A 13,253-nucleotide genomic window follows, 5' to 3' on the forward strand; every position below is an offset into this window, starting at 1 on the left:
GGAACCGTTCCGCTACGAAATTTTTATCGGAGGCAGTTTGTCGTAAGTTTCGATGTATCGGCTTCGTTTCTCCGCAATGATATCCTTGATAGCGATGAGGATACCCGACTCCTCTACGTTGCCGAACTCGTCGTTGATGGCTGTGCCAAACATCTTCATTGTGGGCGAGAGTCCCATGTAGGCGTTGACCAGCGGAGGAATGTTGTACCCGAGTTTGCGTACCTCCTGGTTCAGTATCTTGTAATCCTCCTTGAAGTCGTCGTGAATGAAGAGCCGGCTCATCTTCTCCTCGTCGGTATTGGTTTGCAGCGGGTACCGCGGCCACACCAGATGCTCGGGGTCGGGGAAGTGCTTGTTCAGGAAGTAGAGAATCATGTTGCGCCCCTCGTGCGAGTAGGTGGGGTACATGGTCACCTTTCCGAAGAAATATTCGATTTGCGGATAGTCGACCGTGAGGGCACCCAGACCGTCCCACAGGTTGTCGAGGGCAAAGAGGCCCTTGGCTCCGGCACGCGACGACTGGTATTCGAGCGTAACGAACGAGCGTCCCAGCTCGATGGTGCGAGGCAGGTATTCGTGCAGGAACTTGTCGGAGAAGTCGAAGAGGTGCGAGGTGGCGATGCGGGGCCGGCCCTGCTCATCGGTACGGATGTTCTCGCCCAGGATGAAGCGGTAGCCGCCTATGATCTCTTCGGCATCGGGGTTCCATACGATAAGCTGCTGGCAGGGCGGGTCCATCGTATCGAACTGGTCGATGTCGAGGGCGAGCCCGGTGCCGCCGCCGGGAAAACGGAAGGCGATTTCGCGCAGTCTTCCTATTTCGCGCATGGTATTGGGTGCGTTGTTACAATCGACAATGTATATTTTGTTTCCGCCCTTGCGGGTATCCCGCATAAATCGGTCGGGGGTCAGTTCCGACTTGATGAGTTCTTTGTCAACAGGCGCGATAATCGGTTCCATGTTGTTGTTTTTTAATCTGATAGACTTGTTGTTTTACAATCTGGGCCCACTCTTGAAGACTCTTGGACTTGTCGAATGTCTGCCAGGGAATAGGTTTGCCGATGTAGATGTTGAAAGTCTTGTTTTTACTGCTAAACATTTCGTCGGGCAAATATATCAATTCTATATTAAATTTTATGCCGAGAGATTTACGTATTTTAGCAAATCGATAAAAAAAGGCTGAATTCTGACCTTCGAAAAAAATGGGTATTACATCGCGCTGCGATTGGATGGCTTTGGCGATGAAGGTCTTTTTCCACTCCAGGTCGCATATCTTGCCGTGTTGCAGGCGCGAGCACAAGCCGGCGGGGAAGATGAGCATCTGTTCGTCGGAATCGTAGGCTTTGTTTATCTGCACGCTCGACTCCTTGGCCTGGGAGCCGTACTTGTTGATGGGCAGGAATACGGGAGCCAACGGTTTGATATTCATCAACAGGTCGTTGACGAGAAATTTGATTTTCCCGTTGTAATAATGTCCGAAGAATCGGATGAGCGTCACTCCGTCGAGCGCTCCCAGCGGGTGATTCGAGGCAAAAATGAAACGCCCTTCGGCCGGAATATTCTCGATGCCGAAGACGCGGGCGTGCACGTTTATGTAATCGAGCAGGTCGTCGGCAAACTGCACGCCGGTGCTCTCCTTGTAAGTGCTGAGTACGTAGTTTATCTCGTCCTGATGGATAGTGCGCTTGAGATAACGGAAGAGAAAACCCGGAATCCGTTTCGCATATTTGGGCGTTTTCTCTCTGACTACCTTCTCAATATCGATTTTCAGAGGTTCGGAACTCATGACATTCATAAAAAGTGTGTACAAAAATACACCATTTTTTTATTTTTACAGATATGAACAGGGCTTTTATTACGGAATGATAGAAGTCGTCGAGTTAATGCCCGGAAATTTTTGGACTTTAGATGAAAAAAAATAGCGAAAAAAGTGAAAAAGAGCACTGCGGGATTAGGGATTAATGCCTATCTTTACCCTGCAAAAATGTGAAGTTGGAGGACAAGTAGTAAATGGAATTGCAATCGACTGTATATCATATACCTGCACTTCTCGAGGAGTGTATCGACGGACTGGCCATCAAACCCGGTGGCACCTATGTCGATGTGACCTTTGGCGGAGGTGGACATTCCCGGGCCATTTTAGGACATTTAGGCGAAGCGGGACGACTCTTTTCGCTGGACCAGGACGAGGATGCCCGGCGCAACAGTTTGGACGATTGCCGGTTTACATTTGTTCACAGTAATTTCAGGTATCTGAAAAACTTCATGCGCTATTATGGTGTGGAGCAAGTCGACGGTATCCTGGCCGATTTGGGGGTTTCGTTTCACCACTTCGACGATTCGGAGCGGGGGTTTTCGTTCCGCTTTGAAGGGCCTCTCGACATGCGCATGAACCAACGGGCATTACAGACGGCTGCCCAGGTGGTGGCCACGTATAGCGAGGAGCAATTGGCCGACCTCTTCTTTCTCTACGGCGAGTTGAAGAGTGCGCGCCGCATAGCTTCGGCCATCGTTTCGGCCCGGGCCGCGTCGCCCATCATTACGACCGAGCAGCTGCTCGAGGTGGTGCGCCCCTGCGTCAACCGCAAGCAGGAGAAGAAAGAGCTGGCCCAACTGTTCCAGGCATTGCGCATCGAGGTGAACCGCGAGATGGAGAGTCTGCGCCGGCTGCTCGAGCAGTCGGTCGAACTGCTGGCTCCCGGTGGACGGCTGGTGATACTCACCTACCACTCGCTCGAAGACCGCATGGTCAAGAACTTCATACGCACGGGAAATGTCGAGGGTCGTGCCGAACAGGATTTCTTCGGCCGCATCGAGGCTCCGTTCCGGGCGGTCAACCACAAGGTGATTGTCCCCGACGAAGCCGAAATCGAACGCAATCCCCGTTCGCGTAGTGCTAAACTGAGAATTGCAGAGAGGGTATAGAGGTATGGCAAAGAAAGCAAAAAACGAAAGAATAGGATTTATCAAATATCTGAAGCTGGTGATTCAGGGGCGTATCTTCTCCCTGGACTTTTTCCGCTCGCACTGGGGCTTTATCGCTTCGGTGGTTTTTCTATTCTGCTTGTCGATAGCCAATCGATATGTGTGCCAGACCAAGTTGCAGACCATTCGCGATTTGCAATTCGAGCTGGTCAATGCCAAGACCGATCGGGTGCGTGCTGCAGCCCGGTATATGGGGGCTGTGCGGCATTCGCGCATCGTGACGCTCGTGAACGAAAACCGGCTGGGGCTCGAGATACCCAATACCCCGCCTGTAAAATTGAGACAGACCGATGGAGACAAGGAATAGAAATCATATATTGCTGCGCTATACCCTGGTGATTGTAGGGGTATTGCTCTTTAGTATCGCCATTGTCAAAAAGGCGGCCGATACGTGCATTATCCATGCCGATAAATGGAATGCCAAGGCGGCTCAGATGCTCTCGGTATCGCTCGACGTGATGCCCGAGCGTGGCGATATTCTGGCCCAGAACGGCGAGGTGCTGGCTACGACGATGACCTACTACGGGGCCATCATCGACTTTACGGTGCCCAAGTTCAAGGCCAAGGAGTTCAACGACAGCGTGCAGGCTTTGAGCCAGATGCTGGCCAAGTATTTTCCCAAAAAGACGGCTGCCGCCTATGAGCAGAGCATGAGGCAGGCCTTCAAGCAGGGCAAACGCGGCTATGTGCTGGTGAGCGAGGTGACGGGAAAGGACTACAAGTTGATGAAGACGTTTCCCTTCCTGAGGAATCCGACCAAGTTCTCGGGCTTCTACCTCAATTCGGCCCGAATCATCAAGCGGGAGAAACCCTACGGGAATATGGCTTCGCGAGCCATCGGCCGGCTGAACGAGACCTTTCACGGCAGCAGCGGCCTGGAGAAGGCGTTTGACTCCCTGCTGTACGGTGTGCCGGGAAAGACCATCAAGAAACAGATTCCTTCGGGTATTGTCGATTGGGTGGCTGTACCCCCGCAACGAGGTCTCGATGTGAAGACGACAATCGATATAGATATACAGGATATTACCGAGCAGGCCCTGCTGGGGGCAATCGAAGAGACTCAACCCGAGTTTGCCGTGGCGGTGGTTATGGAGGTGGCGACGGGCGATATCAAGGCCATGTCGAATTTGGCACGGCTGCCCAACGGAGAGTATCTGGAGACGGTAAACAATGCCGTGCAAGGCTACGAGCCTGGCTCGGTTATCAAGCCGCTGTCGATGATGATTGCCCTCGACGACGGGGTCGTGCGCCCCAACGACATCATCAATGGCCATAATGGCGTGTTCCGCTATCCGCCGGGCCGCAAGGTACGCCCGATTACCGATACACACGGACGGGCGTCGATGACGGCTCTCGAGGCGATGAAGTATTCGTCGAATATCGGTCTGTCCGAGATTATTCTGAAAGGATACGAGCATGACCCCGACCGTTTTGTGCAACGTATCTACGAGGTGGGGTTCATGGAGCCCTTCGACCTGGGTATCCCCGGTGCGGCGCGTCCCGTCATACGCCACCTGAAAAACGATGTGGGCGACCGGGTCGACCTCACCCGCATGTCATACGGCTATACCACCCAGATTCCGCCTATCTATACGTTGGCTCTGTACAATGCCATTGCCAACGACGGCAAGTTTGTGAAACCCCGTTTGGTGAAAGAACTGTTGCGCAACGGGCAGACCGATACGGTCTTCAACATTCGCTACATCCGGGAACAGGCCTGCAAGCCCGAGACGGCTCGCGAATTGCGCAAGATGCTCTATGCCGTGGTAAACGACAACGACGGTACCGGGCGGCGGGCCCGTTCGACCAAAGTGGGCATTGCCGGCAAAACAGGTACGGTGCGGGTGCTCGGTGCCAGCGGGTACGAGAGCCGCTACCGCATCACCTTCTGCGGATTCTTCCCCTATGAGAAACCGCAATACTCGTGTATCGTTCTGTTGGGTAAACCCGATCTGCCGGGCATGCCTTCGGCCGGTCACTATTGTGGCGGTGTGTTGAAGAAGATAGCCGAGACCCTCTACTCGATGGGACGGCTCGACATGCCTCGGGTGTTGCCTACCGACTCGACTCTGACCTTTGCTCCGGCCGTGATGAAAGGCAATCTGTCCGATGCTCGGGAGGTGTTGCAGACACTGGGTGTACAAGGCGATGTGAGCGACTGTTTCCACATGGAAACCGATTGCGACAGCATGCCCGACATGATAGGAATGGGAGCTCGCGACGCTCTATATCTGTTGGAGCATGCCGGATTGAACGTGAATATTCAGGGCCGCGGCCGGGTATATGAACAGTCTATCCCCAAGGGCGCTGTGTTGCAGCCAGGCACGACGGTGATTTTAAGATTGAAATAGGAAAGGATACGATGATATGAAAAATGTAGAAGAGTTATTATCGGGAATTACAGTGGTCGAGCGCAAGGGCGCGGCCGTGAGCAAGGTGTCGGGTGTGGAGTCGGACTCCCGCCAGGTAAAACCCGGCTACCTGTTTGTGGCTGTGCGCGGTGCGTCGGTCGATGGTCATACCTTTATCCCCCAGGCCATGGCACAGGGGGCCAAGGTGATTGTTTGTGAAGAGTTTCCCACCGAGCTGAATGGCGAGGTGTCGTATATAAAAGTCGATGACAGTGCGGTAGCCTTCGGTCTGTTGGCTTCGGCCTGGTATGGCAATCCCTCGCGCGAGCTTACGCTGGTGGGGGTAACCGGTACCAACGGCAAGACGACCACGGCCACACTGCTGTACGAGATGTTCCGCTCGCTGGGTTACAAGGCGGGGCTCCTCTCGACGGTGTGCAACTACATCGATACGGTGAAGGTTCCCGCTACCCACACCACCCCCGACCCGTTGCATCTGCACCGCCTGTTGCGCGAGATGGTCGATGCCGGTTGCCAGTATGCCTTCATGGAGGTGAGTTCGCACTCGGCAGCCCAGCACCGCATTGCCGGGCTCGATTTCGACGGGGCCATCTTTACCAACCTGACACGCGACCACATCGACTATCACAAGACGGTAGAGGCCTATCTGAAGGCCAAGAAGTCGTTCTTCGACGGACTGCCCGAGGGCTCTTTTGCCTTGACCAATATCGACGACAAGTCGGGCCTGGTGATGTTGCAGAACACGCGGGCCGAGAAGCATACCTACTCGTTGCGGACGATGGCCGACTTCAAGGCCCGGATCATCGAGAGCCGTATCGACGGCATGACCCTCGAAATCAACGGCAAGACGGTAGAGGTGATGTTCGTGGGCAAGTTCAATGCCTACAACCTGCTGGCCGTCTACGGCGCTACCTGTCTGCTGGGGCAGAACCCCGACGAGGTGTTGCGCAAGATGAGCCTGCTGGTGCCTGTGGCCGGGCGGTTCCAGACCCTGCACTCGTCGCGCGGATATACCGTAATCGTAGACTATGCACACACCCCCGATGCGCTGAACAATGTGCTTACCTCTATCCGTGAGGTGCTGGGCAACCGGGGACACATCATCACCGTGGTGGGTGCCGGCGGCAACCGCGACAAGGGCAAACGACCCATGATGGCCCGCGAAGCGGTGAACCTGAGCGACCGGGTGATTCTCACTTCCGACAATCCCCGCTTCGAGAATCCCAACGACATTCTCAACGACATGCTGGCCGGGCTCGATGCCGAGCAACGCCGCAAGACCTTGACCCAGGTGGACCGTCGCGAAGCCATTCGCACCGCCACACAGTTTGCCAATCCTGGCGATGTGATACTGGTGGCTGGCAAGGGGCATGAGGATTACCAGGAAATCGAGGGGGTAAAACACCACTTCGACGATAAGGAAGAGGTAGAAAAACTGTTTGCCGAAGAGCAGGCTTAACGACTAATTGCGAATAAAGAGACTATGCTATACTATCTGTTTCAATATCTCGAATCGATATTCGATATTCCGGGTGCACGACTGTTTTCGTACATTTCGTTCCGGTCGGTAGCCGCTTTTATCCTGTCGCTCTTCATTGCCACGATTATCGGTAGGCGCATTATCAACCGGTTGCAGTTGCGGCAAATCGGCGAGATTGTGCGCGACCTGGGGCTGGAAGGTCAGATGGCCAAAAAGGGTACCCCCACGATGGGAGGTATCATCATCATTATTGCCATACTGGTACCCTGTCTGTTGCTGGGTCGGCTGGGCAACATCTACATGATACTGATGCTCATCACCACCGTATGGCTGGGAGCCATAGGTTTCCTCGACGACTATATCAAGGTATTCAAAAAAGACAAGGAGGGGCTGCACGGGCGGTTCAAGATTGTAGGTCAGGTGGGGCTGGGGCTCATCGTGGGACTTACGCTCTATCTGAGTCCCGATGTGGTGATTCGTGAAAATGTGGCCGTACAGGCTCCCGGTACCGATACCGAGGTGGTCAAGTACGAATCTGAGAATATCAAGTCGACCCAGACGACCATCCCCTTCTTCAAAAACAATAACCTCGATTATGCCGACCTGGTGCCCTTCCTGGGCGAGCATGCCCAGACCGGCGGCTGGATTATCTTCATCCTGCTCACCATTTTTGTGGTGACTGCCGTATCGAACGGAGCCAACCTGACCGACGGTCTCGACGGTCTGGCTACGGGCACCTCGGCCATCATGGGGCTTACGCTGGGTATTCTGGCCTACCTGTCGGGTCACATAGCCTATGCCTCCTATTTAAATATAATGTATATACCGGGCAGTGAAGAGCTGGTGGTGTTTGCCAGTGCTTTCATGGGGGCCACTATCGGCTTCCTGTGGTACAATGCTTATCCCGCCCAGGTATTCATGGGCGACACGGGCAGCCTCACGCTGGGCGGTATCATTGCCGTCTTTGCCTTGTGCATACACAAAGAGCTGCTTATCCCCATCTTGTGCGCTATCTTCTTTGTCGAGGACCTGTCGGTAATGATGCAGGTCGCCTACTTCAAGATAACCAAGCGCAAGTATGGCGAGGGTCGCCGTATCTTCAAGATGACACCGTTGCACCACCATTTCCAGAAACCGGGAAATGCGGGTATCAACGCCTTGATACAAAAACCGCTGCAAGCTGTGCCCGAGTCGAAAATCGTTGTTCGGTTCTGGATTGTCTGTCTCATGCTGGCAGCTATTACCATAATTACGCTGAAAATGCGTTAGAAAGGTTGTTTCGATATGGAAAAGAAAAAGAGAATTGTAGTGTTGGGAGCTGGTGAGAGCGGTGCGGGAGCCGCCGTGCTGGCTCAGGTAAAGGGTTTCGATGTATTCGTTTCGGATATGTCGTCGATCAAAGACTCATATAAACAGCAGCTCGACCACTACGGTATTGCGTGGGAAGAGGGTCACCATACCCCCGAGCTGATACTGAATGCCGACGAGGTAGTCAAGAGCCCCGGCATTCCCGAGAATGCCCCCATGATTGTGGCTCTGCGCGAGCGGAATATCCCCGTTATCTCCGAAATCGAGTTTGCCGGTCGCTATACGCATGCCCGTATGGTGTGCATTACCGGCAGCAACGGCAAGACGACTACGACCCTGCTCACCTACCATATTCTGAAGAGTGCCGGGTTAAAGGTAGGCCTGGCCGGTAACGTGGGCAAGAGTCTGGCCCTGCAGGTGGCTACCTGCGACTACGACTACTACGTCATCGAGTTGAGCAGTTTCCAGCTCGACAACATGTACGACTTCAAGGCCAATATCGCCGTGCTGCTCAACATCACGCCCGACCACCTCGACCGCTACGACTACAAGATGGAGAACTATGTGAACGCCAAGTTCCGCATCATACGCAACCAGACCGAGGACGACGCCTTTATCTACTGGAACGACGACCCCGTCATCAACGAGAAGCTGTCGACCCTCACCCTCCAGTCGCAACGCTACCCCTTTGCCGAGACGCACGAGCCCGGCACGCAGGCCTATACCGACCACGGGGAGCTGACGTTCGACACCCCCGAGGAGAAACTCACGATGAAGGCCGACGAACTGTCGCTGCACGGCCGCCACAACCTCTACAACTCGATGGCTGCCGGCCTGTCGGCCTGCCTGCTGAATGTGAAGAAGGAGACCATACGCAAGGCATTGAGCGACTTCGAGTCGGTAGAGCATCGGCTCGAACGGGTTGCTTCGGTGCGGGGTGTGCAGTTCATCAACGACTCGAAGGCTACGAATGTCAACTCGTGCTGGTATGCACTGGAAAGTATGAAGACCCCCGTGGTGCTCATTCTGGGCGGCAAGGACAAGGGTAACGACTATACCGAAATCGAGCAGTTGGTGCGCGATAAGGTGAAGGCGCTGGTGTTCCTCGGGGTCGACAACAGCAAGTTGCACGCCTTCTTCGAGGGGAAGGTGCCCTATATCACCGAGGCCCGCTCGATGAAAGAGGCCGTAGACAAATCGTATGCCCTCGCTTCGCCGGGCGATACCGTGTTGCTGTCGCCCTGCTGTGCCAGCTTCGACCTGTTCAAAAGCTACGAAGACCGGGGCGACCAGTTCAAGGCGTGTGTAAGAGCTTTATAAAACGAGAACGAAATGATGAAAGAAGAGGCAGTTGAGAAACCGAGGAGGAGCGATCCCTACATTTGGGGCATCATCATCATCCTGTATATCGTTTCGGTGGTCGAGGTATATAGTGCCATCAGCCGGGAGATTACGGGAGGCGATGTCTATACCCCTATTATCAAGCATGTGTTGCTTCTCTTTTCGGGATTCCTGATAACCTATGTGACCTCGAGGGTGCACTACAAGTGGTTCAAGGTGATGGCCTATCTGATGATACCGGCGGCCATCGTGTTGCTGGTGTGCATTCTCTTTTGGGGCGACATGCTCAATGGGGCCAAGCGTACCATCACGGTGTGGGGAGTCTCGCTGCAAGGTTCGGAGGTGGCCAAGGTCACCATCGTGCTGGCCATGGCAACCGTGCTGGCCAAATCGCAAATCAAGCGAGGGGTGAACACGAAGGGAGTGGTGCTGGTCGTGGTGCTGGTGACCATCTTCAGCGGTCTGCTGTTTACCCAAGGGCTCACCAACACGTTGCTGTTTATCGGCATCAGCGTGTGCATGATGCTGATAGGCGGTGTGGAGTGGTACAAGTTGGGCATTATCTTTCTGGTCTATCTCGTCCTGGCACTGGCCGTGATGCAGGCCAAGGATATTCTGACCGAGAGTGAACTCTTCAACAAGCAGGAACAGACGGTCCAGGATGGTGAGAAGAAAGATGTGCTTATCCAGCGAAGCTCTACGTGGAAGAGCCGGTTGGAAGACTTCTTCGACTCGACGCCCGAGTATGAGAAAGAGACGACCGATGCCAACCGTCAGGAGCATCGGGCTGCCATGGCGATGGCCCACGGTGGTATCACCGGTGTAGGGCCCGGCAACAGTCGGGAGGCTTCGCGGCTGCCGCTGGCTTTCTCGGACTATATCTATGCCATCATCATCGAAGACCTGGGTTTTGTGGTCGGCGGGGTAGGACTATTGCTGGTCTACCTCATGATTCTGGCGCGGGCGGGGCTCATTGCCCGGCGATGCACCAAAGCCTTCCCGGCCCTGCTGGTGATGGGTATGGCGGTGATGATTGTGTTGCAGGCTCTCTTCAACATGGCTATCGTGGTAGGGGTATTCCCGGTTTCGGGTCAGCCGCTGCCGCTCATCAGTAAGGGTGGAACCTCGATATGGATGATGAGCTTTGCCTTCGGGGTCATGCTCAGCGTGAGCCGGTATGCCGTGAAAGATACAGGAGCAAATATCAAGTCGGAACGGGAGAGCGGTTTGCCCGAAGATTTGCAGGCTGCCAATCCCACCAATTTAGCATAAGGAGGCTATGATGAAACGAGCAATCAGAGTATTGATAAGCGGCGGTGGTACCGGGGGGCACATCTTCCCCGCCATATCCATTGCCAATGCGATAAAGGCCCGTTGCCCCGAGGCCGACATCTTGTTTGTCGGGGCCGAGAACCGGATGGAGATGGAGAAGGTACCGGCTGCCGGATACCGCATCGAAGGGCTTCCCGTGAGCGGCTTCAACCGCAGCAACCTGCTGGCCAACTTCAAGGTGTTGTGGCGGTTGGGCAAGAGCCTGCGGCTGGCCCGCCAGATTGTGCGCGGGTTCAACCCCGATATTGCCGTGGGCGTAGGCGGTTATGCCAGCGGTCCCACGCTGTGGGCGGCAGCCCGCCGGGGGGTGCCCACCCTCATTCAGGAGCAGAACTCCTATGCGGGTGTCACCAACAAACTGCTGGCTTCGAAGGCGCACACCATCTGTGTGGCCTATGAGGGGATGGAGCGGTTTTTCCCCGCCGGTAAAATAGTGCTTACGGGGAACCCCGTGCGGCAGGACTTGTGCAACGACCGGCTCACTCGCGACGAGGCGTTCGACTTCTTCGGGCTCGACCCGCACAAGAAGACCATTCTGCTCATCGGCGGCAGTCTGGGGGCTCTCACCCTCAACACGGCCGTTGTCGAGTCTATCCCCGAAATCGTGAAGAGCGGCGTGCAGTTTATCTGGCAGTGCGGCAAGCGGTTCGACGAGAAGGCCCGCGCCGCATTGAAGGCGGCGGGCGACCCGGCCTGCATCAAACAGATGCCCTTTATAGCTCGCATGGACTTGGCCTACAAGGCTGCCGACCTGGTGATTTCGCGGGCCGGAGCCAGCTCTATCTCGGAGCTCTGCCTGTTGGGTAAGCCGGCCATTCTGGTACCTTCGCCCAATGTAGCCGAAGACCACCAGACCAAGAATGCCGAGGCCCTCTCGTCGAAGGGAGCCGCCATTCTGGTGCGCGACGCCGAGGCCCGTCAGCGGTTGATGCCCTGCGCCCTCTCGGTGGTGAACGACGAGGATTGTCTGGAGTCGATGAGCCGGCAGATTTCGAAACTGGCTCAGCGCGATTCGGCCGCGCGTATTGCCGATATAATATTTGACATAGTCGATAAAAAATGAAACAGTACAGTTCGCTTTATTTCATAGGTGCCGGCGGCATAGGTATGAGTGCGCTGGTGCGTTATTTCCTGGCAAAGGGATACCGGGTGGCCGGTTACGACCGCACCTCGTCGCCCCTGACCGAAGCCTTGCAGAGCGAGGGGCTCGAGATTGTCTATGACGAGTCGGTCGACCTCATCCCCGACTATTGCCGCGACCCGAAAACGACGCTCGTCGTCTATACCCCGGCCATTCCCGCCACACATGCCGGGCTGGTCTACTTCAGAGAGCACGGCTTCAAGGTGGTGAAACGGGCCGAGCTGCTGGGGCTCATCACCCGGTCGAGCAAGGGGCTTTGCTTCTCGGGTACGCACGGCAAGACGACCACCTCGAGCATGGCGGCCCACATCTTTCACGAGTCGCCCATCGGGTGCAACGCCTTTCTGGGCGGTATCCTGCGCAACTACAACAGCAACCTCATCCTGTCGGACCACTCGCCCTTTACGGTAATCGAGGCCGACGAGTACGACCGTTCGTTCCACTGGTTGCACCCCTATATGGCGGTGGTGACGGCTACCGACCCCGACCACCTCGACATCTACGGTACCGAGGAGGCCTATCTCGAGAGCTTCGCACACTTCACCTCGCTCATCCAGCCGGGTGGCTGTCTGGTCATCAAGAAGGGTATCAAGCTGGTGCCCCGTGTGCAGGAGGGGGTGAAGGTCTACACCTATTCGGCCCGCGACGGCGGCGATTTCCACGCCGATAATATTCGGGTGGGCAACGGTACGATTCTCTTCGACTTCGTAGCCCCCGACGGTGTGGTGACCGATGTCGAGCTGGGTGTCCCCGTCGACATCAACATCGAGAATGCCGTGGCCGCCATGGCCATAGCCCGGTTGAACGGGGTGGCCGACGACGACATGCGGCGGGCCATGGCCTCGTTCAAGGGAGCCAAGCGGCGGTTCGAGTTCTGGGTGAAACGCGACGACCGCGTGATGATAGACGATTATGCCCATCACCCCGACGAGCTGAAAGCCAGTATCCGTTCGGTACGGGCCCTCTATCCCGGGCGTAAACTCACGGTTATCTTCCAGCCCCACCTGTATAGTCGCACCCGCGATTTTGCGCCCCAGTTTGCCGAGGCGCTGTCGATGGCCGACCAGGTGATACTGCTCGATATTTATCCGGCTCGCGAATTGCCTATACCGGGAGTCACGTCGCAACTTATTTTCGACCGGATAACATGCAGAGATAAAGAACTTTGTTTGCGCGAAAAGTTGTTAGAACGGATAAAAGAGTGTAACTTTGACATTTTATTGACGATGGGAGCCGGCGATATAGATCGTCTGCTTCCTGAGATAGCATCAATCGTGGAGGCAAAATGAAGGTC

11 protein-coding genes are annotated in these 13,253 nt (G+C 55.4%); 9 read left to right on the forward strand and 2 right to left on the reverse strand.

What is annotated here, in order from left to right:
- Positions 1 to 12 precede the first annotated feature (12 nt).
- Together ABGT88_RS01540 and ABGT88_RS01545 are read right to left on the reverse strand one after the other, a co-directional pair.
- On the reverse strand, positions 13 to 960 hold the full coding sequence (locus ABGT88_RS01540) for a GNAT family N-acetyltransferase (RefSeq protein WP_087409357.1): 948 nt from the start codon (positions 958 to 960) through the stop codon (positions 13 to 15).
- Positions 935 to 1,786 (reverse strand): 1-acyl-sn-glycerol-3-phosphate acyltransferase, encoded by an 852-nt coding sequence (locus ABGT88_RS01545; RefSeq protein ID WP_346700032.1) that lies wholly within the window; start codon positions 1,784 to 1,786, stop codon positions 935 to 937. The genes ABGT88_RS01540 and ABGT88_RS01545 overlap by 26 nt, the downstream gene beginning before the upstream one ends.
- A 224-nt stretch (positions 1,787 to 2,010) precedes the next feature.
- Here ABGT88_RS01545 and rsmH point away from each other — a divergent pair, with 224 nt between their 5' ends.
- The 9 genes from rsmH to murC are packed head-to-tail and all read left to right on the forward strand — an operon-like array spanning position 2,011 to position 13,248.
- A complete protein-coding gene (gene rsmH, locus ABGT88_RS01550; protein ID WP_258327712.1) occupies positions 2,011 to 2,925 on the forward strand; it encodes a 16S rRNA (cytosine(1402)-N(4))-methyltransferase RsmH in 915 nt (304 codons plus the stop codon).
- 4 nt (positions 2,926 to 2,929) lie between these two features.
- A complete protein-coding gene (locus tag ABGT88_RS01555; protein ID WP_087409359.1) occupies positions 2,930 to 3,292 on the forward strand; it encodes an FtsL-like putative cell division protein in 363 nt (120 codons plus the stop codon).
- The gene (locus ABGT88_RS01560) at positions 3,276 to 5,336 is read left to right on the forward strand and encodes a penicillin-binding protein (RefSeq protein ID WP_087409360.1); all 2,061 of its coding nucleotides are present in this window, start codon (positions 3,276 to 3,278) and stop codon (positions 5,334 to 5,336) included. Before ABGT88_RS01555 ends, ABGT88_RS01560 begins: the two co-directional genes overlap by 17 nt.
- A gap of 16 nt (positions 5,337 to 5,352) precedes the next feature.
- Positions 5,353 to 6,816: a UDP-N-acetylmuramoyl-L-alanyl-D-glutamate--2,6-diaminopimelate ligase gene (locus tag ABGT88_RS01565; protein ID WP_346700036.1), complete on the forward strand. Its 1,464-nt coding sequence runs from the start codon at positions 5,353 to 5,355 to the stop codon at positions 6,814 to 6,816.
- 24 nt (positions 6,817 to 6,840) lie between these two features.
- Positions 6,841 to 8,106: a phospho-N-acetylmuramoyl-pentapeptide-transferase gene (gene mraY, locus ABGT88_RS01570; protein WP_258327714.1), complete on the forward strand. Its 1,266-nt coding sequence runs from the start codon at positions 6,841 to 6,843 to the stop codon at positions 8,104 to 8,106.
- A 15-nt stretch (positions 8,107 to 8,121) separates the two neighbouring features.
- Entirely contained in the window at positions 8,122 to 9,465 is a 1,344-nt protein-coding gene (gene murD, locus ABGT88_RS01575; protein ID WP_258327715.1) for a UDP-N-acetylmuramoyl-L-alanine--D-glutamate ligase, read from the forward strand.
- Positions 9,466 to 9,477: 12 nt separating this feature from the next.
- Entirely contained in the window at positions 9,478 to 10,758 is a 1,281-nt protein-coding gene (locus ABGT88_RS01580; RefSeq protein ID WP_346700039.1) for an FtsW/RodA/SpoVE family cell cycle protein, read from the forward strand.
- A gap of 10 nt (positions 10,759 to 10,768) precedes the next feature.
- Positions 10,769 to 11,881, forward strand: a complete 1,113-nt coding sequence (gene murG, locus ABGT88_RS01585; protein WP_087409411.1) for an undecaprenyldiphospho-muramoylpentapeptide beta-N-acetylglucosaminyltransferase — start codon at positions 10,769 to 10,771, stop codon at positions 11,879 to 11,881.
- Positions 11,878 to 13,248 (forward strand): UDP-N-acetylmuramate--L-alanine ligase, encoded by a 1,371-nt coding sequence (murC, locus tag ABGT88_RS01590; protein ID WP_346700041.1) that lies wholly within the window; start codon positions 11,878 to 11,880, stop codon positions 13,246 to 13,248. Before murG ends, murC begins: the two co-directional genes overlap by 4 nt.
- The last annotated feature ends 5 nt before the right edge of the window (positions 13,249 to 13,253 follow it).

This window comes from Barnesiella sp. An22 (assembly GCF_963931395.1).
In the GTDB taxonomy this organism is placed as follows: Bacteria; Bacteroidota; Bacteroidia; order Bacteroidales; family Barnesiellaceae; genus Barnesiella; species Barnesiella merdigallinarum.